The 19,418-nt window shown below is 66.0% G+C and carries 21 protein-coding genes; 15 read left to right on the forward strand and 6 right to left on the reverse strand.

Annotated elements, in window-relative coordinates; genetic code table 11:
• On the forward strand, positions 1-173 hold a 173-nt coding region (locus tag AWB68_RS30605), incomplete at its 5' end, for a 4Fe-4S dicluster domain-containing protein (protein ID WP_200828833.1).
• A 75-nt stretch (positions 174-248) separates the two neighbouring features.
• Here the strand turns inward: AWB68_RS30605 and aroC are convergent.
• From aroC to AWB68_RS30620, 3 genes are all read right to left on the reverse strand, one after another.
• Positions 249-1,349, reverse strand: coding sequence for a chorismate synthase (gene aroC, locus AWB68_RS30610; RefSeq protein ID WP_087648060.1), 1,101 nt, complete (start codon positions 1,347-1,349; stop codon positions 249-251).
• A gap of 85 nt (positions 1,350-1,434) precedes the next feature.
• Complete coding sequence (locus AWB68_RS30615) at positions 1,435-3,375, reverse strand: MFS transporter (protein ID WP_087648061.1); 1,941 nt, start codon at positions 3,373-3,375, stop codon at positions 1,435-1,437.
• A gap of 158 nt (positions 3,376-3,533) precedes the next feature.
• Positions 3,534-3,986 carry a CBS domain-containing protein gene (locus AWB68_RS30620; protein WP_087648062.1) on the reverse strand — a complete coding sequence of 151 codons (453 nt, stop codon included), beginning with the start codon at positions 3,984-3,986 and terminating at the stop codon, positions 3,534-3,536.
• A gap of 218 nt (positions 3,987-4,204) precedes the next feature.
• Here AWB68_RS30620 and AWB68_RS30625 point away from each other — a divergent pair, with 218 nt between their 5' ends.
• The 3 genes from AWB68_RS30625 to AWB68_RS30635 all read left to right on the forward strand — a co-directional run bounded on the left by AWB68_RS30625 (position 4,205) and on the right by AWB68_RS30635 (position 6,779).
• Complete coding sequence (locus AWB68_RS30625; RefSeq protein ID WP_087648063.1) at positions 4,205-5,524, forward strand: O-acetylhomoserine aminocarboxypropyltransferase; 1,320 nt, start codon at positions 4,205-4,207, stop codon at positions 5,522-5,524.
• Positions 5,521-6,342, forward strand: a complete 822-nt coding sequence (locus AWB68_RS30630) for an alpha/beta fold hydrolase (protein ID WP_087648064.1) — start codon at positions 5,521-5,523, stop codon at positions 6,340-6,342. The genes AWB68_RS30625 and AWB68_RS30630 overlap by 4 nt, the downstream gene beginning before the upstream one ends.
• 116 nt (positions 6,343-6,458) lie before the next feature.
• Positions 6,459-6,779, forward strand: a complete 321-nt coding sequence (locus tag AWB68_RS30635; protein ID WP_087648065.1) for an Mpo1-like protein — start codon at positions 6,459-6,461, stop codon at positions 6,777-6,779.
• Between the two features lie 14 nt (positions 6,780-6,793).
• On the opposite strand, the gene AWB68_RS30640 is transcribed toward AWB68_RS30635, so the two are convergent.
• Positions 6,794-8,095 carry a YihY family inner membrane protein gene (locus tag AWB68_RS30640; RefSeq protein WP_200828834.1) on the reverse strand — a complete coding sequence of 434 codons (1,302 nt, stop codon included), beginning with the start codon at positions 8,093-8,095 and terminating at the stop codon, positions 6,794-6,796.
• A gap of 113 nt (positions 8,096-8,208) precedes the next feature.
• Here AWB68_RS30640 and wrbA point away from each other — a divergent pair, with 113 nt between their 5' ends.
• The 5 genes from wrbA to AWB68_RS30665 all read left to right on the forward strand — a co-directional run bounded on the left by wrbA (position 8,209) and on the right by AWB68_RS30665 (position 12,369).
• Complete coding sequence (wrbA, locus tag AWB68_RS30645; protein WP_087648067.1) at positions 8,209-8,823, forward strand: NAD(P)H:quinone oxidoreductase; 615 nt, start codon at positions 8,209-8,211, stop codon at positions 8,821-8,823.
• 10 nt (positions 8,824-8,833) lie between these two features.
• Positions 8,834-9,238, forward strand: coding sequence for a DUF2069 domain-containing protein (locus AWB68_RS30650; protein ID WP_087648068.1), 405 nt, complete (start codon positions 8,834-8,836; stop codon positions 9,236-9,238).
• Between the two features lie 101 nt (positions 9,239-9,339).
• The gene (locus AWB68_RS30655) at positions 9,340-10,827 is read left to right on the forward strand and encodes an FAD-binding oxidoreductase (protein WP_087648069.1); all 1,488 of its coding nucleotides are present in this window, start codon (positions 9,340-9,342) and stop codon (positions 10,825-10,827) included.
• Entirely contained in the window at positions 10,824-11,627 is an 804-nt protein-coding gene (locus tag AWB68_RS30660; protein WP_087648070.1) for a metallophosphoesterase, read from the forward strand. The genes AWB68_RS30655 and AWB68_RS30660 overlap by 4 nt, the downstream gene beginning before the upstream one ends.
• Positions 11,628-11,664: 37 nt before the next feature.
• Positions 11,665-12,369: an SOS response-associated peptidase family protein gene (locus tag AWB68_RS30665; RefSeq protein ID WP_087648071.1), complete on the forward strand. Its 705-nt coding sequence runs from the start codon at positions 11,665-11,667 to the stop codon at positions 12,367-12,369.
• Positions 12,370-12,385: 16 nt separating this feature from the next.
• Here the strand turns inward: AWB68_RS30665 and AWB68_RS48395 are convergent, their stop codons facing one another.
• Together AWB68_RS48395 and AWB68_RS30670 are read right to left on the reverse strand one after the other, a co-directional pair.
• Positions 12,386-12,538 carry a hypothetical protein gene (locus AWB68_RS48395; protein WP_160110095.1) on the reverse strand — a complete coding sequence of 51 codons (153 nt, stop codon included), beginning with the start codon at positions 12,536-12,538 and terminating at the stop codon, positions 12,386-12,388.
• 127 nt (positions 12,539-12,665) lie between these two features.
• A complete protein-coding gene (locus AWB68_RS30670; RefSeq protein WP_087648072.1) occupies positions 12,666-13,604 on the reverse strand; it encodes a LysR family transcriptional regulator in 939 nt (312 codons plus the stop codon).
• A 166-nt stretch (positions 13,605-13,770) separates the two neighbouring features.
• On the opposite strand from AWB68_RS30670, the gene AWB68_RS30675 reads away from it, so the two are divergent.
• The 6 genes from AWB68_RS30675 (at position 13,771) to AWB68_RS30700 (ending at position 19,329) form a co-directional block, all read left to right on the forward strand.
• The gene (locus AWB68_RS30675) at positions 13,771-15,291 is read left to right on the forward strand and encodes an efflux transporter outer membrane subunit (protein WP_087648073.1); all 1,521 of its coding nucleotides are present in this window, start codon (positions 13,771-13,773) and stop codon (positions 15,289-15,291) included.
• Positions 15,292-15,301: 10 nt separating this feature from the next.
• Positions 15,302-17,503 (forward strand): FUSC family protein, encoded by a 2,202-nt coding sequence (locus tag AWB68_RS30680; protein WP_087648074.1) that lies wholly within the window; start codon positions 15,302-15,304, stop codon positions 17,501-17,503.
• Positions 17,493-17,693, forward strand: coding sequence for a DUF1656 domain-containing protein (locus AWB68_RS30685; RefSeq protein WP_087648075.1), 201 nt, complete (start codon positions 17,493-17,495; stop codon positions 17,691-17,693). The genes AWB68_RS30680 and AWB68_RS30685 overlap by 11 nt, the downstream gene beginning before the upstream one ends.
• 52 nt (positions 17,694-17,745) lie before the next feature.
• Positions 17,746-18,609 (forward strand): efflux RND transporter periplasmic adaptor subunit, encoded by an 864-nt coding sequence (locus AWB68_RS30690; RefSeq protein WP_087648076.1) that lies wholly within the window; start codon positions 17,746-17,748, stop codon positions 18,607-18,609.
• Between the two features lie 97 nt (positions 18,610-18,706).
• On the forward strand, positions 18,707-18,991 hold the full coding sequence (locus AWB68_RS49755) for a toxin-antitoxin system TumE family protein (protein ID WP_087648077.1): 285 nt from the start codon (positions 18,707-18,709) through the stop codon (positions 18,989-18,991).
• A complete protein-coding gene (locus AWB68_RS30700) occupies positions 18,988-19,329 on the forward strand; it encodes an HVO_A0114 family putative DNA-binding protein (protein ID WP_087648078.1) in 342 nt (113 codons plus the stop codon). The genes AWB68_RS49755 and AWB68_RS30700 overlap by 4 nt, the downstream gene beginning before the upstream one ends.
• The last annotated feature ends 89 nt before the right edge of the window (positions 19,330-19,418 follow it).

A 19,418-nucleotide genomic window follows, 5' to 3' on the forward strand; every position in this document is an offset into this window, starting at 1 on the left:
ACTGCCCGGCTGCGGTGTACGAATTCGTCAAGACCGACGACGGCGGCGAGCGCCTGCAGATCAACGCGCAGAACTGCGTCCACTGCAAGACCTGCGACATCAAGGACCCGACGCAAAACATCGTCTGGACGACGCCCGAAGGCGGCGGCGGGCCGAACTATCCGAACATGTAAATGGTTCGTGCATGAAAAAAGGGCGTCGGTTTTCAGAAACCGACGCCCTTTTTATTTCGTGACCCCGCCGCTCGCTCAGGAAACCCGCGGCGCGATCTTCGGCGTGCTCACCACGACATCGCCGCATTGCGCGCGATGCCGCAGCGCATGGTCGATCAGCACGAGCGCGAGCAGCGCCTCGGCGATGGGCGTCGCGCGAATGCCGACGCACGGATCATGACGCCCGAACGTCTCGACGACGGCCGGCGTGCCCGCCTTGTCGATGGAATGACGCGGCGTGCGGATGCTCGACGTCGGCTTGATCGCGATCGACACCGTGATGTCCTGCCCGCTCGAAATACCGCCGAGGATGCCGCCCGCGTTGTTCGCGACGAAGCCTTCGGGCGTCATTTCATCGCCGTGGACCGAGCCGCGCTGCGCGATGCTCGCGAAGCCCGCGCCGATCTCGACCGCCTTCACCGCGTTGATGCCCATCATCGCCTTGGCGATATCGGCGTCGAGGCGGTCGTAGAGCGGCTCGCCCAGCCCGACCGGCACGCCGCTCGCGACCACTTCGATGCGCGCGCCAATCGAATCGCCATCGCGGCGCAGCGAGTCCATGTATTCCTCGAGACGCGGCACGATGTCCGCGTTCGGCGCGAAGAACGGATTCTCGCGCACGTGCTCCCACGACACGAACGGCACCGCGATCTCGCCGATCGCGCTCATGTAGCCGCGCGTCTCGATGCCCATGCGCTCGCGCAGCCACTTCTTCGCGACCGCGCCCGCCGCGACCGTCGGCGCCGTCAGTCGCGCCGACGAACGCCCGCCGCCGCGATGGTCGCGGATGCCGTACTTCTGCCAATAGGTGTAGTCGGCGTGGCCGGGGCGGAAGGTCTCGACGATATTGCCGTAATCCTTGCTGCGCTGATCGGTGTTGCGGATCAGGAGCGCGATCGGCGTGCCGGTGGTCGTGCCCTCGAACACGCCCGACAGGATTTCGACCTGGTCCGCTTCCTGCCGCTGCGTGACGTGGCGCGACGTGCCCGGGCGGCGGCGATCGAGTTCGACCTGGATGTCGGCTTCGGTGAGCGCCATGCCCGGCGGGCAGCCGTCGATCACGCAGCCGATCGCGGGACCGTGCGACTCGCCGAAGTTCGTGACGGTGAAAAGCGTGCCTAACGTGTTGCCGGACATGAGCGTCGTCCTGAGAAAGTGAATCGGGGAAGCCGATATTATGCCAGCGGCATCTCGATAAGGCGCCGCGCCGCCCGCCTCCGCGCTACTTGCGCGCGCCGCGCAGCGCGCTCACCACCTTTTGCAAATGTTCCGGCGTGGCATCGGCGGGATCGATCGGCTCACCGACCGCGAGCGTCAGCCGGCTCATCACGCCGCGCTGGACCGGGCGCGGCCAGCGCGTGTCCTCGTGGCGCGAGAACACGCTGCCCCACAGCCCGCGCAGCGCCATCGGCACGACGGGCGCCGACTGCCGCCCGAGAATCTCGGAGATGCCGTGCCTGAACGGGTTGATATCGCCGGTGCGCGTGAGCTTGCCTTCCGGGAAGATACAGACGAGTTCGCCGTCGGCGAGCGCGCGGCCGCAGGCGTCGTAGGCTCGCTCCAACAGTTTGGCGTCCTCGTGCGCGGGCGCGATCGGTATCGCCTTCACGTGACGAAACAGCCAGCCGACGAACGGCGACCGGAAGATCCGGTGATCCATCACGAAGCGGATCGGCCGCGGGCTTTCCGACATGATCACGATCGCGTCGACGAAACTGACGTGGTTGCACACCAAAACCGCCGCGCCGCGCTCGGGAATGCGCTGGGCATCGACGAGGCGGATGCGGTAGAACGTATGCACCAGCAGCCACGCGACAAAGCGCAGCAAAAACTCCGGCACGAGCGAATAGATGTACGCCGCGACGGCGATATTCAAAATCGCCGTCGTGAGGAACAGCCCCGGAATGCCGACCCCGAGCGACGTCAGCGCGAGCGCCAGCACCGCCGACACGATCATGAAGAACGAATTGAGGATGTTGTTCGCGGCGATGATGCGCGCGCGATGCGTCGGCTGGCTGCGGCTCTGGATCAGCGCGTAGAGCGGCACGCTGTAGAAGCCGCCGAACATCGCGAGCAGGAACAGGTCCGCGAGAATGCGCCAGTGCGACGCGATCGCCAGAAACTCGCCGACGCCGAGCAGGTGGCCCGCCGGCGCGATGCGATGGCTCGCGAAGAAGAGGTCGATTGCGAACACGCTGATGCCGATCGAGCCGAGCGGCACGAGCCCGATCTCGACGCGCCGCTTCGAGAGCTTTTCGCACATCAGCGACCCGGTGCCGATGCCGATCGAAAACGTCGCGAGCAGGATGGTGACGACATCCGGGTTCGCCGACAGCACGTCCTTCGCGAAGTTGAAGAACGACGTGAGGAAGGTCGCGCCCACGAACCACAGCCACGAAATGCCCAGCAGGCTCAAGAATACGGTGCGGTCCTCCCGGGCGAGCGCGAGGTTGCGCCACGTCTCGCTGAACGGGTTCCAGTTGATGCGCAATTCCGGCGCCGGCGCCGCCGATTTCGGCACGAAGCTCGACACCGCTCGCCCGATCAGCGCGAACGCGAGACACGCGGCCGCGAGCAGCATCGCGCCGTGCTCGGTCAGCCCGGCCGCCGCCCCGCCGATGATCGTGCCGATCAGGATAGCGACGAACGTCCCCATCTCGACGAGGCCGTTGCCGCCCACGAGTTCCGACGAGTCCAGGTGTTGCGGCAGATACGCGTACTTGACCGGCCCGAACACGGTCGAGTGGACGCCCATCAGGAACGTGCAGACATACAGCAGCGCCGCGTTGTGCAGCAGGAAACCCGCGCCGCCGACCAGCATCACCGCGATCTCGAAGGTCTTGACGAGGCGCGTGAGCGTCGCCTTGTCGTACTTGTCGGCGACCTGGCCCGAGGTCGCGGAAAACAGCACGAACGGCACGATGAAAATCGCGGAGATGAGGAACGCGGCGGTCTTCGGATCGACGCCGGAAAAGCGCGCGGCCTGGAAGGTGACGAGCGACGTGAAGCCGACCTTGAACACGTTGTCGTTCATCGCGCCGAGGAACTGCGTCCAGAAGAACGGCGCGAAGCGGCGTTCGCGCAACAGGCGAAACTGGCTTTCGCCGTCGGCGCCGGCGCGGCGGGACGCACGGCGCGAAGCGGGAAGCGGGCGGTCACTCATGGTTTGTTGGAGTTGATAGCTGAGGGAGGAATGTGGATCAAATGGAGCGGGCGAAAAAAAAGCGCGCCATGCGGGGCGCGCTTTTTTTATTGCCCATGTTCTGCGATGCGGTGTGTCTTTCTGGCTGTCTTTCGTACGAATGCGGATCGAAGCGCGGATCAGCGCGTCTCTTCCTGCTGCTCCGGCCAGTCGCGGATATAGGCCTTCAGCATGCGATTCTCGAAACCCTGCTCCTCGACCACCGCCTTCGCCACGTCGTAGAACGAGATCACGCCCATCAGATGGCGGTTTTCCATGACAGGCAGATAGCGCACGTGATGTTCGAGCATCATGCGGCGCACCTCGTTCACGTCCGTTTCCGGCGTGCAGGTGAGCGGATGATCGTCCATGACCTTGCGGATGGTCGACGTGCCGACGCTGCCGCCGTTGTCCTTCAGCGTCACGATGATTTCCCGGAACGTCAGCATGCCGACCAGATCGCCGTATTCCATGACCACGAGCGAACCGATGTCGTGCGACGCCATCGTATTGATTGCGTCGTGCAGCGGCGTCTCGGGCGTCACCGTGAAGAGCACGTTGCCCTTGACCTTCAGAATGTCGCTGACTCGCATGTTTGTCTCCTTGCGAAATGCCGAATCGTGGATCGATCCTAGCGGAAAGGCCGTCAAAAGGAAAGCGCGGGGCGGCCCGCCTGGCTTATCGGACAAGGTTTTCGCGCTCGGCATCTGGATTGGAAGCTAGGTTCGCGCCCTAGGTCCGGCGCGCGTGTGCCGATGTTACGATGATTGACCCTCGATCACCGCCGGAAGCCCGCCCCCCGGCCGCTCACATGCCCGCCAACCGCTTCGACACGCTCGTGCTGCACGCGGGCGCCGCGCCCGACCCGACAACCGGCGCGCGCGCCACGCCGATCTACCAGACCACCTCGTTTTCCTTCCGCGACACCGACCACGCCGCCGCCCTCTTCAACATGGAGCGCTCGGGGCACGTCTATTCGCGCATCTCGAACCCGACGGTCGCCGTGTTCGAGGAACGCGTCGCGGCGCTCGAAGGCGGCGTCGGCGCGATCGGCACGGCGAGCGGCCAGGCGGCGCTCCATCTCGCGATCGCGACGCTGATGGGCGCGGGCTCGCACATCGTGGCGTCGAGCGCACTCTATGGCGGCTCGCACAACCTGCTGCACTACACGCTGCGCCGCTTCGGCATCGAAACGACCTTCGTCGCGCCGCACGATCTGGACGCGTGGCGCGCCGCCGCGCGGCCGAACACGCGGCTTTTCTTCGGCGAGACGCTCGGCAATCCTGGGCTCGACGTGCTCGACATCGCGGGGGTCGCGGAGATCGCCCACGCGAACCAGGTGCCGCTCCTCGTCGATTCCACCTTTACGACGCCCTACCTGCTGCGGCCCTTCGAGCACGGCGCCGACCTCGTCTACCATTCGGCGACGAAGTTCCTCGGCGGCCACGGCACGACGATCGGCGGCGTGCTGGTCGACGGCGGCACGTTCGACTTCACCGCCACCGACCGCTTCCCCGAATTCACCGAACCCTACGACGGCTTTCACGGCATGGTCTTCGCCGAGGAAAGCACGGTCGCGCCATTCCTGCTGCGCGCGCGCCGTGAGGGCCTGCGCGACTTCGGCGCATGCCTGCATCCACAAGCCGCGTGGCAACTGCTGCAGGGCATCGAAACCTTGCCGCTGCGCATGGACCGGCATGTCGCGAATACGCGCAAGGTGGTCGAATTCCTGCTCGCGCATCCAGCGGTCGAGGGCGTCGCCTATCCCGAACTGCCGACGCATCGCGACCACGCGCTTGCCGCGCGCCTGATGCCGCGCGGTGCGGGCGCCGTGTTCAGCTTCGACCTGCGCGGCGACGTGGCCGCCGCGCGCCGCTTCATCGAATCGCTCACGTTGTTTTCGCATCTGGCGAACGTCGGCGACGCGCGCTCGCTCGTGATCCACCCCGCCTCGACGACGCATTTCCGCATGGACGCGGCCGCGCTCGCGGCAGCGGGCATCGGGCCGGGTCGCATTCGCCTGTCGATCGGACTCGAAGACCCCGACGACCTGATCGACGACCTCAAGCGCGGCCTGAAGGCGTCGCAAAAGAGCGGTTCCGCCGCGCCGGCGCCCGGGAGCCGCGCATGATCCTCGACATGAACGGCACACCGGTCTACGCGTACACCGGCGGCAAGGCGTTCGACGCGACCCGGCCCACCGCCGTCTTCATCCACGGCGCGGAGCACGACCACAGCGTGTGGGCGTTGCAGACGCGCTACTTCGCGCACCACGGTTTCGGCGTGCTCGCGCTCGACCTGCCGGGCCACGGACGCAGCGCCGGGCCGGCGCTGCGCGACATCGCGTCGCTCGCCGACTGGCTGATCGGCGTGCTGGACGCGGCGCGGGTCGACCGTGCGCTCGTCGTCGGCCACAGCATGGGCTCGCTGATCGCGCTCGATGCCGCCGCGCGCTATCCGGCGCGCGTCGCGAAACTCGCGCTCCTTGCCACCGCCGTGCCGATGACCGTCTCCGATGCCCTCCTCGACGCCGCCCGCGATCGCGAGCCGCAAGCGATCGAGATGGTCAACCAGTGGTCGCATTCGACGATCGCCGCGAAGCCGTCGAGCCCCGCGCCCGGCTTCTGGCTGCACGGCGTGAACCAGCGCCTGATGGAGCGCGTCTCCGCGCGCGGCGAGGGCCTGCTCTTTTACACCGACTTCAGCGCCTGCAACGCCTACATGGACGGACTCGAACGGGCGGCGGCGGTACGCTGCCCGGTGCTCGTCGTGTCGGGGCGGAACGACATGATGACGCCGCCGAAAGCCGCCCGCGCGCTCGTCGATGCGCTCGTCAACACGGGCGCCGCGGTCGATACCGTCACACTCGACGCCGGTCACGCGCTGATGACCGAACAGCCCGACGCAACGCTCGACGCCCTTTTCGGTTTCGCGATACGGCCAGAATAAGCGCTGCAGAAACGCGCCGCCATCGGCCGAATGGCCAGGTTGCGCGGAGCGCGCCTTTCGCCGCACAATGGACTCGTCCGGGTACGCGTCAAGCGTCGAAAGAAAGGGAGGCAGCCATGGCTCACACGGCACACAGCGACCACTTTGCGAGTTTCGCCGAGTTCTATCCGTACTACCTGGAAGAGCATCGCAATCTCGTCTCGCGCAGGCTGCACTTCATCGGCTCGCTCGGCGTGATCGGCTGCATCGCGATGGCGATCGCGACAGGCGACTGGCTCTGGTTGCCAGCGGCAGTCGTCTGCGGGTACGGGTTCGCGTGGGTCGGCCACTTCTTCTTCGAAAAGAACCGGCCGGCCACGTTCCGGCACCCGCTCTACAGCCTGATGGGAGACTGGGTGATGTTCAAGGACATCTGCGTGGGGAAGATCTCGCTTTGACCGGTGACGCGAACTCACGCGGGCTGGTGCGGCATCGGCGAGCGGGTCGCGTTGCGCAAGCTCGCATCCGTCAGCGCCGAGGAACGCGCGGCGATCAGCGAGCAGAGCGTGATATCGAGCTTCTCGTTTTCCAGCGCGCCCATCACCGCCGCACGGTCGACCTGCGTGGCATCGAGCCTTAGCTGATAGTCGAGTTCGTCGCGGTCGATCACGAACAGGTCGAACAACATCGTCACCGTGATCTGGTTCGGGTTGGCGATCAGCACATAGCGCGGAAAGCGCACGTCGTCCAGCCGTCCGATCCAGCCCTGCGCCTCCAGCTGCGAAAGGAGGCGCGTCGAGGTGTCCATATCGCAACGCAGCATCCGCGCCAGTTCGAGCGCCGTCTGGCCGGGTCTGCCTTGCTCGCGTGCCTCGACGAGCCGGGCCAGCAGTTCGAGCGAATCGAGCAGGTCGCTGCCCGGAAAATCCCGCCGGTGAAACTGGCCGATGCGTATCGCGGGCAACGCCGAGGTCACCATCGCGCCGATCAGCGCGATCATCCAGCATAGATACACCCAGAGAAGGAACACCGGCAGCGCGGCGAACGCGCCGTACACGGCCGTGTAGGTCGGAATGCGCCGCACGTAATAGCCGAAGCCGCGCTTGCCGAGTTCGAACGCGACGGCCGCGATCAGCCCGCCAATCACGGCGTCGCGCCACTCGACCTTGCAGTTCGGCATGTAGACATAGAGCATCGTGAACGCGAGCACCGTGAGCGGCAGCGACACGCCGGTGAGCGCCCATTCCACGATCGGCGGCAACAGGTGATGCGAACCCGCGTACGCCAGCGACTGCGCGAACAGATACGACGAGATCGACAGGCTGCAGCCGAACAGGATCGGCCCGAGCGTGATGATCGCCCAGTAGACGAGCACGCGCTGCGCGAGCGGCCGCGCCTTGCGCACGCGCCAGATCACGTTGAACGCGGACTCGACGGTCATCATCGTCATCACGGAGGTGACGAACAGGATGATCATGCCGACGGTCGTCAGGCCCTTCGCCTTCGACGCGAACTGGTTCAGGTACTTGAAGATCTGGCTGTTGATCTGCGACGGCATCAGGTGCACCGCGAGAAAATCCTGCAGTGAAGACTGGAACGAGCCGAAGATCGGAAAGGCGGTAAACAGCGCAAACGCGACAGTCGCGAGCGGCACCAGCGACAGCACGCTCGTGAACGTCAGGCTGCCCGCCACTTGAGCCACGCGGTCCTCACCGGTGCGCCTGGCGACGAAACTCGCGAGCCGCCTGACAGCGGTGAAATCGATGGAAAGCATCTGCAAAAACCATTCTCCTCAATCGTGACGGTAAGGCGCGCAAGCAAGAAAATGCGCCAAATGCCACGAACATAAGCCCTATCCCTATAATACCCGTTCACTAAAAAAGCCTTATGAACGACATCCTTGTTCTTTATTACAGCCGGCACGGCGCCACTCGCGAGCTCGCGCTGGCGATCGCACGCGGCATCGACAGCGTGCCCGGCATGCAGGCACGCGTGCGCACGGTCCCGCCCGTCTCGACGGTCTGCGAGGCAACCCAGCCCGAGATCCCCGCCGACGGCCCGCCCTACGCCGAAGTGCGCGATCTGGAAGAATGCGCGGGACTCGCGCTTGGCTCGCCGACGCGCTTCGGCAACATGGCGGCATCGCTGAAATACTTCCTCGACGGCACCACGCCGCAGTGGCTCTCCGGCGCGCTGGCCGGCAAGCCTGCCAGCGTCTTCACGTCGACCGGCAGCCTGCACGGCGGCCAGGAGAGCACGCTGCTCTCGATGATGCTGCCGCTCCTGCATCACGGCATGATGATCGTCGGCATTCCATACACCGAATCGCGGCTCACGACGACGCAGACCGGCGGCACGCCATACGGCGCGTCGCATCATGCGCGCTCGAATGGCGACAACGGCGGCGGCATCTCCGGCGACGAACGAGCGCTTGCCATTGCGCTTGGCGCGCGTCTCGCGCGCACCGCGCTGCAACTGTCGCGTGGCGCGGCAGCGGCATGAGCCGGACCTCATGAACCGGCCTCTTGAAAACCCAGCCGCGGCGCGCCCCGCGTTCGCCGCCGGCGCGCTCGTCAGTCTCGTCGCCCTGATCGCACTGTCGCTCGCGTGGGAACTCTGGCTGGCTCCGCTTCGTCCGGGCGGCTCCGCGCTCGCGATCAAGGCGCTGCCGCTCGCGCTGGCGCTCTCCGGCACATGGCGGCGCAGTGTCTACACGCTGCAATGGGCATCGATGCTCGTGCTGCTCTATCTCGCCGAAGGCACCGTGCGCGGCATGACCGACGGCGGCCTGTCCGCGCGGCTCGGCTGGCTCGAAGCGCTGCTCGCGCTCGTATTCTTCGCCTGCGCGCTCGCCTACGTCGCGCCCTACAAACGCGCGGCGCGAGCAGCAAAACGCGCCGCCCATGACGCTTTGTAGCACGGACAGGCGCGCCGGGCGCGTGCCTATGCCATCCGGCCAGGCATCGCGCGGGGGCTGACTGCGCGATACTGTCGGTACGCCTTTCGAATTCGAATTCCATGAACGCCTCCGCTTCTGCCCGCAGCAACGATTCCCGCGCCGCCTTCGTCACCGCCTGCACCGACGTGCTGGGCGCCGCCCACGTGCTCACCAACGCCCACGACACCGCCCCGTTCCTCACCGACTGGCGCCGCCGCTACACGGGCCACGCGTGCGCCGTGCTGCTGCCCGCCGACCCGCAGCAGGTCGCCGCCGTCGTGCGGCTCGCGCGCGAATACCGCGTCGCGATCGTGCCGCAGGGCGGCAACACCGGCCTTGCCGGCGGCGCGACGCCGGACGAAGGTGGTGGGCAGGCGGTCGTGAGCCTCAGGCGCCTGAACCGCATCCGCGACGTCGATCCGCACAACAACACGATCACCGTCGAAGCCGGCGTCGTGCTCGCCGACATCCAGGCGCGCGCCGACGCCGAGCAGCGGCTCTTCGCGCTGAGCCTCGCGGCCGAAGGCAGTTGCATGATCGGCGGCAACCTGTCGACCAACGCCGGCGGCACGGGCGTCCTGCGCTACGGCAATACGCGCGAACTCTGTCTCGGGCTCGAAGTGGTGACGCCGCAGGGCGAAATCTGGGATGGCCTGCGCGCGCTGCGCAAGGACAATACCGGCTACGATCTGCGCGATCTCTATATCGGCGCGGAAGGCACGCTCGGCATCATCACGGCGGCGGTCATGAAGCTCCATCCGGCGCCCGTCGCGAAGGTGACGGCGCTGGCCGGCCTCGCGTCGCCGCACGCCGCGCTCGACTTCCTCGCGATGGCGCAGCGTCATGCCGGCGCGCTGCTCACCGGTTTCGAGCTGATGTCGGATTTCTCTCTGCGCCTCGTCGGCCGGCATTTCGAGCAAATGCGCTATCCGTTCGCCGAAGCGCACGCGCAGACCGTCCTCCTCGAACTCTCCGACAGCGAAAGCGAGGAGCACGCCCGCGCGCTCTTCGAACGGCTGATGGAGGAGGCGCTCGCGCAAGGCGTCGTCGAGGATGCTGTGGTCGCGGAGAATCTGGCGCAATCGCAGGCGTTCTGGGACTTGCGCGAGCACATTCCGCTCGCGCAGGCCGAGGAAGGGCTCAACATCAAGCAGGATATTTCGGTGCCGATTTCGAGTATCGGCCGCTTCATCGAAGAAACCGACGCGCTGATCGCGCAAGCCGTGCCCGGCGCGCGGATGGTGACGTTCGGCCATCTCGGCGACGGCAACCTGCACTACAACGTGCAGGCGCCCGAAGGCGGCGAGCCGAAGCAGTTTCTCGCGGAGCACCAGAAGCGCATCAACGCGCTGGTGTACGAGCAGGTGCACGCGCATCGCGGCAGCATCAGCGCGGAGCACGGGCTCGGGCAGTTGAAGGTCGACGAGGCGATGCGCTACAAATCGCCCGTCGAGGTTCGCCTGATGCAGACGATCAAGGCCGCGCTCGACCCCGAAAACCTGATGAATCCGGGCAAGGTAGTGCGCTGGAACGGAGCGCCGCGCCGCGCCGAGGAGAAGCCGTCGTGAAGATTCGCGTCCTGTCCGACCTGCATCTCGAAGCCGACGAACCCGTCGCGATCCCGTACGCCGAAGCGGATCTCGTCGTGCTCGCCGGCGACATCCACAATCACGCGGAAGGCCTGCGCTGGGCAGCCGAGAACTTCGATTCGAAGGTGCCCATCATCTACGTGCCGGGCAACCACGAGTACTACGACGGCGAATTCGGCGCGCTCGAAGTGGCGATGCAGGACGCCGCGCAGAGCGTCGACAACGTGCATTACCTGAACAACGCGACGCTCATCGATCGATATGGCAAATGGCGCGTGCTCGGCACGACGCTCTGGACCGACTTCGCGCTGTTCGGCGCGAGCGAGGCGCAGCTTGCCCGAGCGCAGGAAGCGTGCGCGCGCGTGATGCTCGACTACCGTGGCGTGATCCAGATTTCGTGGCCGGAGCCGGACGGCGAGCCGCGCTCGTTCGCCACCAGCGATTCGCTCGCGCTTCACGAACACGCGCGCGCGTGGCTCGAAAGCGAGCTGGCCAAGCCGTTCGACGGCAAGACGATCGTCGTCACGCATCATGCGCCCCTGAAGCAAAGCCTCGCCGAAAAGTACGCGGAGGATTGGGTGTCGGCGGGGTTCGTCAACGACCTGCCCTCGCTCGTGCGCGCGCCGGTCGCGCTGTGGATTCACGGTCACACGCACACCGCGTTCGACTACATGGCCGAGGGCACGCGGGTCGTCTGCAATCCGCGCGGCTATATCGACCGGCGCACGCGCCAGCTCGAAAACCCGCAATTCACGTGGGACAGGATCGTCGAGATCTGAGCGGCAAAGCCATCGTTGGACTTAGCGGAGGAGCGCCATGTGCGGCCGAATCAGCCAGTACCGACTACCGATGCACTATGCGCAGCGAATGCACCTGAAGAACCCGTTCGTGCTCGTGGATGCCGCCGACCGGCGCCCCGGCTACAACCTGTCGCCCGGCACGCATCCGCTCGCCATCTATCCCGACGAGACGATCCGCGCCGTTCACTGGGGCTATTGCCCGCAATGGGCGATCCAGAAGAAGCTGCCGCAGACGATTAACGCGCGCGTCGCAACGGCGTCGACGAGCGCGTATTTCGGGGTGTTGTGGAGAAAGGCGCGAATCCTGGTTCCCGCCGACGGCTGGTTCGAGTGGAAAAGCGAAGCACAGGCGAATGGCGCGGAACCGCTCAAGCAGCCCTATTTCATCCGGCGCGCGGATGACGAGCCGATGTTCCTCGCGGCGCTCACGAGCATCCAGACCGAGGACGACGCGCTCGTGCCGGGCGCGGGGTTCGTGATCGTGACGGCCGCCGCCGACGAAGGGCTCGTCGACGTCCACGACCGCCGTCCGCTCGTGTTTGCCGCCGATGCCGCGCGGCGCTGGCTCGATCCGGCGCTGCCGCCGGACGAACTCGACAGGCTCGGCGAGACGGGCGGCGTCGCGGCGTCGCAATTCGTCTGGCATCGCGTGACGCCCGACGTGAACCGCGCGATCAACGACGATCCGCGGCTGATCGAACCGCTGGAGCGTCAGGAATGACGCCAGGAATCAACGCTCAACGATCGCGCCGGCGCTGCGCATCGATCCTGATGGGAACGAGGCGCTTTTTCGCCGCATTGTCGCGCAAGATGCCGAACAGTTCGCGCGTGGCAGGGACGGCGATCAGGACAAGCAGCATCGCAAGGGCGAAGGTCAGTGGCGTATTCATCAGGCTTTTCCCGTGGCGTGGTCGAGTGCAATGGATTGCATAACCTCGAAAGTAACAAGATGCGGCCAAACGCGAAGTAAGCAAGTGTTGCACCCCACACTTCAATTGTTACCGCTCGTCACTCGATTCAAGCGACGACGAATTCCTTCAGCGATTCGGTATCGGCCGCGAGCGTCGCCGGCAATTCGTCGCGCAGGAAATCCACCCAGGTGCGGATTTTCGCGTCCAGGTACTGCCTCGACGGGTATAGCGCGAAGACGTTCAGCTCCTGCATCGTGTATTGCGGCAGCACGCGCACGATCGTGCCCGCGCGCAACAGCGGCAGCGCCGACGAAGTCGGCAGCACGCCGACGCCCATGCCCTCGCGGACGGCCACCGCCATCGCATCGGCGACGTTCACCGTGAACGTCGCCGACCCGAGGCTCACCGTCTCGTGGCCGTTCGGGCCTTCGAAGATCCATTTGTCGATCGGCAGGACGGGCGTCACCAGTTGCAGGCAGGTGTGGCGCACGAGGTCGGACAGTACGTGCGGCGTGCCGTGCTTCGCGATATAGGCCGGCGACGCGCACGCGATGCTGAACGCCGAGCCGAGCCGCTGCGACACGAGCCCCGAGTCGGGCAAGTCGGAAGCCAGCACGACCGACACGTCGTAGCCCTCGTCGAGCAAGTCCGGCATGCGCTGCGCGAGCGTCAGTTCGACCTGCACCGACGCATGCCGCGCCTGATAGCGCGAGATCATCGGCACGACGTAGTGCTGGCCGAAGCCCGTCATCGAATGCACTTTCAGCTTGCCCGACGGGCGCGCGTGCGCGTCGCCCGCTTCGGCCTCGGCCTGGTCGACGTAGGCGAGAATCTGCTCGCAGCGCTGCAAATAGCGCTCGCCCGCTTCGGTCAGCGCGATCCGGCGCGTCGTGCGGTTCAGAAGGCGCGTGCGCAGGTGCGCCTCCAGGTCGGAGACGGCCCGCGACGCATACGCCGTGGTCGTATTCAGATGCTGCGCGGCCGCCGTGAAGCTCCCGGCTTCCACGACGCGCACGAAAACGCGCATGTTTTGTAGCGTATCCATACAGCCTTCCGTCGCTCCTCATGTCTTCGGCGCCGATTATTACATGTTCGGCAATAACGATTATCTCAAAGTTCGTAAGGATGCTTTGCATCGTTACGGGTTATTCGACAATCAGAGCAAAAATATAATAAGTCTCTGACGTCTAATCCAGATTTGGGAGCTAATCGTGCCAGCGCCGGTATCAAAAGGAGCCTTTGCCCTCGCGGCTCTTACAGTAATCTTAACAATAGCCGGTTGCGCCAGCACGGGAAGTGTCGCCCCGCAGGATTCGCTCAAGGACGCCGCGACGCTCGACGCCGGCGCAGCTATTCGCGCCGCCGACGCGCAGGCCGGCTGGCCGTCCGCCCAATGGTGGCGCGCATACGGTGACCCGCAATTGAACGACTGGGTCGAGCGCGCGAACGCCGGCAGCCCGACGCTCGCGATCGCGGCGGCACGCGTACGCGAAGCGCAGTCGCTGGTGGGCGTCGCGCGCTCGGCGCTGGCGCCGCACGTCGACGGATCGCTCGACGTGACGCGCCAGGGCTGGCCCGAGAACGGCTACTACGGCCCGGGCCCCTTCAACAACACGACGACCTGGAACAACACGGCCGCCCTCTCGCTCTCGTACAACCTCGACCTCTGGGGCCGCGACGAAAACGCCGCCGAACGCGCCGTCGATGCCGCCCACGTGCGCGCCGCCGACGCCCGCGCCGCGCAGCTCGAACTCGAAACGAACGTGGTGCGGGCGTATATCGGCTTGTCGCAGGATTTCGCGCTGCTCGACATCGCCCGCGACACGCTCGCGCAGCAGCAAAAGATCGCCGATCTCGCGCGACGGCGGCTCGCGGGCGGCCTCGGCACGCAACTCGAACTGAGCCAGGCCGAAACCCCGCTGCCGGAATACGAGCGTCAGGTCGACGTCTACAACGAAGCGATCGAACTCGCGCGCAATCAGCTCGCCGCGCTCGCGGGAGCGGGTCCGGGCGCGGGCGCGTCGCTCGTGCGGCCGGTGCTTTCGCTGGCCCAGCCGCTCGGGCTGCCGTCCGCGCTGCCCGCCGAACTCGTCGGGCGACGGCCGGATGTCGTCGCCGCGCGCTGGATGGTGGCGGGACAGGCGCGCGGCATCGACGTCGCGAAAGCGGCGTTCTATCCCAACGTCAACCTGCTCGCCTCGGTGAGCCAGATGGCCGCCGGCGGCGCGCTGCTCACTTTCCTGGGCGGCACCGGAACCGGTTTCAGCGCGGGCCCGGCGATCACGCTGCCGATCTTCGAAGGCGGGCGCCTGCGCTCGGAACTCGGCGCGGCGTCCGCGCAATACGACCAGGCGGTCGAGCACTACAACGGCACGCTGGTCGGCGCGCTGAAGGAAATCGCCGACCAGGTCGTGCGGATGCGCTCGCTCGACTCGCAACTCGACGCATCGGGCCGCTCGGTCGCTGCGGCGAGCAAGAACTATCAGTTGGCCAACGAAGGCTACAAGCGTGGCCTGACCGATTACCTCAACGTGCTCATCGCGCAGACGCAGTTGCTGCGCGCGCAGGACGGCGAGGCACGCGTGCGCGCGGAGCGGCTCTCCAGCTATGCGTCTTTGCAGGCGGCGCTGGGCGGCGGTCTCGACGATCCGTCGAACGGACCCGAGGACGGCACGCTTGCGCCGTCGAAGCATATCGGGCCGTTGCGCGCACTCAGCGCCAGCGCGAAATAAAGGAGCCACGATGTCCACTCCTGCTTCCCTCGCCGACAGGCCGCCACGCGAATCGCTGCCAAGCGCGTTGGCAAACTGGGCGCAAACCGAAGGGCTCGCCTGGATCTACATCTTCAAGGCCGTGCTCGCCGCGTTGCTGACGCTCTGGATCGCGATGCGCCTCGACATGCCGCAGCCGCGCACCGCGATGACGACAGTGTTCGTCGTGATGCAGCCGCAAAGCGGCATGGTGCTCGCGAAGAGTTTCTATCGCTTTTGCGGGACGATGGTCGGCCTGGTCGTGATGCTGGTCCTGATCAGCCTGTTCTCGCAGCAGCCCGTGCTGTTCATCGCGGCGACCGCGCTCTGGGTCGGCATCTGCACGGCGGGCGCGGCGCGCAACCGCAACTTCCGCTCGTACGGCTTCGTGCTCGCCGGCTACACGGCGGCGCTGATCGGCATTCCGGCGGCCCAGCATCCCGATGGCGCGTTCCTCTCGGCGCTCACCCGGGTGAGCGAAGTCTCGCTCGGCATCGTGTGCGCGGGCGCGGTGAGCGCGCTCGTCTTTCCGCAGCACGCGGGCGAGCAGATCAAGACGACGGTGCGGCGCCGCTTCAGCGGCTTCGTCGATTACGTGTGCCGCGCACTGTCCGGCCAGATGGACCGTCCGCAGATCGAGGCGACCAACGCGGCGTTCGTCGCGGATATCGTCGGCTTCGAGGCGGCGCGCAGCGTCGCCGTGTTCGAGAATCCGGAAACGCGCCTGAAAAGTGGCCGGCTCGCGCGCCTGAACAGCGAGTTCATGAGCGCGTCGACGCGCTTTCACGCGCTCCATCAACTGATGAACCGGCTGCGCGCGAACGGTTCGATGACGACCGTCGCCGCGCTCGAACCGTATTTCCGCGAGGTCGCGCCGCTCCTGAACAAGTCCGGCGAACCGGTGCTGAATGCCGCCGACGCCGCGCACGCCGCCGCGCAACTCGCGGCGTTCAAGGCGGCGCTGCCGAAGCGCATCCGCGCGACGCGCATCGAACTCGAAGCCCGCCGCGATACCGATCCCGCCTTCGCGCTGCTCGAATTCGATACCGCAGCCGAGTTGCTCTACCGCTTCGTCGACGACCTGCTCGCCTACGCCGAGACCTACGCGTCGCTTGCCGTGCCGACGCACGAGCGCGAGCACTGGATCGCGCGCTACGTGCCACGCACGAACCTCGTCGCGGCGAGCGTATCCGGCCTGCGCGCGATGATCGTGATGCTCGTGCTCGGCGCGTTCTGGATCGAGACCGCGTGGCCGAGCGGCGGCACGATGGTGCTGAACGCAGCGGCGGTGTGCGCGCTCGCGTCGTCGGCGCCGAGACCGACGCTGATGGCCTTCCAGATGGCGGGCGGCACGCTGCTCGCGACGGTCGCGGGCATGATCGTCGTGTTCGGGCTGTATCCGCGCATGGACGGCTTCCTGCTGCTGTCGGCCGCGCTGATTCCGTTCCTGCTGCTCGGCATGTTCCTGAGCACGCGGCGCAGTCTCGTCGGCGTCGGGGTCGGCTATTGCATCTTCTTCTGCTTTCTCGCCGGCCCCGACAACCTGACGCACTACGATCCGACCGGCTTCATCAACGATGCGATCGCGCTCGTGCTCTCGATGCTCTTCTCGTCGCTTGCGTTCGCCGTGCTCCTGCCGACCGATGCGCCGTGGCTGCGCCGGCTTCTGATGCGCGACCTGCGCCGCGAAGTGGTGCTCGGCTGCCGCGCGCGCGTCACGGGCCTCGCGACGCGCTTCGAAAGCCGCACGCGCGACCTGCTCTCGCAGATCAACGCGCTCGCGGCGGACCGCCCCGACCTGCAGCGCGACGCGTTGCAATGGCTCTTCGCGGTGCTCGAAGTCGGGCACGCGGTGATCGACCTGCGCCACGAACTCGCCGCGCCCGGCGTGGGCGCGCGCGAAATGTCGGGCACGCCGTGGCGCCGTTCGATCGCGACGACGCTCGACGCCGTCGCGCGTCTTTTCGATCGCCCGAATACGGCTCGCTTCGACGCGGCGCTGACGTCGACGGCGCAAGCCATCGCCGATCTCCAGACGCTCCTCGATGCCGAGCGGCCGCCGCGCGAGGAGCGCCACCGGCTGCAACGCATCCTGAGCAAGCTTCATTTCATCCGCACCGCGCTGCTCGATCCGCAATCGCCGCTCGGGCCTTACAGCGGCGCCCAACGTCCGGGAGCACCTCATGCCTCGTAGTATCGCGATCCTCGAAGCCTATGTGCCGACGATCCTCCTGCTGTTCGTCGCGGGCGCGCTTTTCACCTGGCTCGTCGACCGCGGGCTTGCGCTGACCGGTCTTTATCGCGTCGTGTGGCATCCGTCGCTGTTTCGCGCCAGCCTGCTCGTGTGTGTCTGCGGGCTGCTCGGCCTCGCCGTCTATCGCTGAGCCTGACGCTTGAGGCGCGCATCAATTCATCCAATGCACTGAGAGTCGCATCATGATCATTCGAAAAATCGTGGGTTTCATCCTCACGGCAGCCATCTTCGCGGCAGCCATCCTGATAGGCCGCTCCCTCTGGGTCCACTACATGGACGAACCGTGGACGCGCGACGGCCGCGTCCGCGCCGACGTCATCAACGTGGCGCCGGACGTATCGGGCGCGGTCGTGACGATGCCGGTCGCCGACGACCAGTTCGTGAAGAAAGGCGATCTGCTGATGGAGATCGATCCGTCGCACTACCGGATCGCCGTGCAGCAGGCGCAGGCGAACGTCGCCGCGCGGCAGGCGGAACTGCGCATGCGCCGCGCCGATGCCGCCCGTCGCGCGGACATGGACAGCCAGGTCGTATCGAAGGAACAGCGCGAGAACGCGGCGCAGACGGCCTCCACCGCCGAGGCGCAATTGCAGCAGGCGCAGGCCGCGCTCGATGCCGCGCAACTCAATCTCGAACGCACGAAGGTGTTTGCGCCGGTCGACGGTTATGTGACGAACCTGAACGTCTATCGCGGCGACTACGCGACGGCGGGGACGCCGAAGCTCGCGCTCGTCGATAGTCATTCGTTCTGGGTCTATGGCTATTTCGAGGAAACGAAACTGCCGCATGTTCGCATCGGCGACAAGGCCGAGATGCGGCTGATGAGCGGCGGCGTGCTGAAGGGCCACGTGCAGAGCATCTCGCGAGGCATTTACGACCGCGACAATCCGCAGAGCCGCGAACTGCTCGCCGATGTGAACCCGACGTTCAACTGGGTGCGCCTCGCGCAACGCGTGCCGGTGCGGATTCATATCGATGAAGTTCCGGCGGGGATGGTGCTGTCGGCGGGGACTACGTGTACGGTGGTTATTGCGCCGACCGTTTGAGCGGTGGGCAACGTATCGGCCGGGGCTAGGACGAGGTCCTGTTGCGTTGCTGTTGGAGCAATTGACAACATGACGAAGCGTTGTCATACTGTCCAACATGAAAGCAACTCTTTTGCTCAAAGAGCGTCACGCGGTAGACCGGGAAGCGTTTGCTGAACTTCTGGTGTGGAGGGTACCTGCGCCAGTACGAGGAAGCTCGCATTTTTTCAAGTACAGCCTCGCGTTCGTCGTTAGCGGATTATGTGTCTTGCGGTACGACAACGAGCAAGGCAAGGGGGATCACCGGCACCTTGGGAAATCCGAAATGCCCTATGAGTTCTCAACGCCCGAGCAGCTGATCGCTGATTTTTGGGCCGACATAGATAGCTGGAGGTCGAAATGAAGACAGTCACTCTTGGCGTCGCTTCACGCGATGCGGTTACGAAGCGCTTTCTTGCCGCCATGAACGGCAAGGCGCAAGGAGCGTTCATCACCTTTGATTCACCGGAACTGCTGTTTCAGACGCTCACGCAATTGCGTTGGAACATCATTCAGGAGATGACGGGAGCCGGACCGCTTTCGATCAGAGAAATCTCGCGACGCGTAGGTCGGGATGTCAAAGCGGTGCACCGTGACGTGCATGCGTTGTTGGACGCTGGTGTTCTCGAGCGCAACGTGGACAGCGCGATTGAGTTCCCGTATGACGCCGTACACGTCGATTTCATGCTCAAGGCCGCCTGAACTTCCAGGATAAGCCATGATGAACAGGTTCAAGCTGATCGACGGGCAGCCGCTCAACTCCAGTCCGTCTAGCATCTAGTCGGACCGGA

This window comes from Caballeronia choica (assembly GCF_001544535.1).
Lineage (GTDB): Bacteria > Pseudomonadota > Gammaproteobacteria > Burkholderiales > Burkholderiaceae > Caballeronia > Caballeronia choica.

What these genes read in the sequence shown, in the direction of transcription:
- aroC (WP_087648060.1), bottom strand. Translation starts at nt 1,349, where the DNA reads ATGTCCGGCAACACGTTAGGCACGCTTTTCACCGTCACGAACTTCGGC.
- AWB68_RS30615 (WP_087648061.1), bottom strand. Translation starts at nt 3,375, where the DNA reads ATGAGTGACCGCCCGCTTCCCGCTTCGCGCCGTGCGTCCCGCCGCGCC.
- AWB68_RS30620 (WP_087648062.1), bottom strand. Translation starts at nt 3,986, where the DNA reads ATGCGAGTCAGCGACATTCTGAAGGTCAAGGGCAACGTGCTCTTCACG.
- AWB68_RS30625 (WP_087648063.1), top strand. Translation starts at nt 4,205, where the DNA reads ATGCCCGCCAACCGCTTCGACACGCTCGTGCTGCACGCGGGCGCCGCG.
- AWB68_RS30630 (WP_087648064.1), top strand. Translation starts at nt 5,521, where the DNA reads ATGATCCTCGACATGAACGGCACACCGGTCTACGCGTACACCGGCGGC.
- AWB68_RS30635 (WP_087648065.1), top strand. Translation starts at nt 6,459, where the DNA reads ATGGCTCACACGGCACACAGCGACCACTTTGCGAGTTTCGCCGAGTTC.
- AWB68_RS30640 (WP_200828834.1), bottom strand. Translation starts at nt 8,095, where the DNA reads ATGCTTTCCATCGATTTCACCGCTGTCAGGCGGCTCGCGAGTTTCGTC.
- wrbA (WP_087648067.1), top strand. Translation starts at nt 8,209, where the DNA reads ATGAACGACATCCTTGTTCTTTATTACAGCCGGCACGGCGCCACTCGC.
- AWB68_RS30650 (WP_087648068.1), top strand. Translation starts at nt 8,834, where the DNA reads ATGAACCGGCCTCTTGAAAACCCAGCCGCGGCGCGCCCCGCGTTCGCC.
- AWB68_RS30655 (WP_087648069.1), top strand. Translation starts at nt 9,340, where the DNA reads ATGAACGCCTCCGCTTCTGCCCGCAGCAACGATTCCCGCGCCGCCTTC.
- AWB68_RS30665 (WP_087648071.1), top strand. Translation starts at nt 11,665, where the DNA reads ATGTGCGGCCGAATCAGCCAGTACCGACTACCGATGCACTATGCGCAG.
- AWB68_RS48395 (WP_160110095.1), bottom strand. Translation starts at nt 12,538, where the DNA reads ATGAATACGCCACTGACCTTCGCCCTTGCGATGCTGCTTGTCCTGATC.
- AWB68_RS30670 (WP_087648072.1), bottom strand. Translation starts at nt 13,604, where the DNA reads ATGGATACGCTACAAAACATGCGCGTTTTCGTGCGCGTCGTGGAAGCC.
- AWB68_RS30680 (WP_087648074.1), top strand. Translation starts at nt 15,302, where the DNA reads ATGTCCACTCCTGCTTCCCTCGCCGACAGGCCGCCACGCGAATCGCTG.
- AWB68_RS30685 (WP_087648075.1), top strand. Translation starts at nt 17,493, where the DNA reads ATGCCTCGTAGTATCGCGATCCTCGAAGCCTATGTGCCGACGATCCTC.
- AWB68_RS30690 (WP_087648076.1), top strand. Translation starts at nt 17,746, where the DNA reads ATGATCATTCGAAAAATCGTGGGTTTCATCCTCACGGCAGCCATCTTC.
- AWB68_RS49755 (WP_087648077.1), top strand. Translation starts at nt 18,707, where the DNA reads ATGAAAGCAACTCTTTTGCTCAAAGAGCGTCACGCGGTAGACCGGGAA.
- AWB68_RS30700 (WP_087648078.1), top strand. Translation starts at nt 18,988, where the DNA reads ATGAAGACAGTCACTCTTGGCGTCGCTTCACGCGATGCGGTTACGAAG.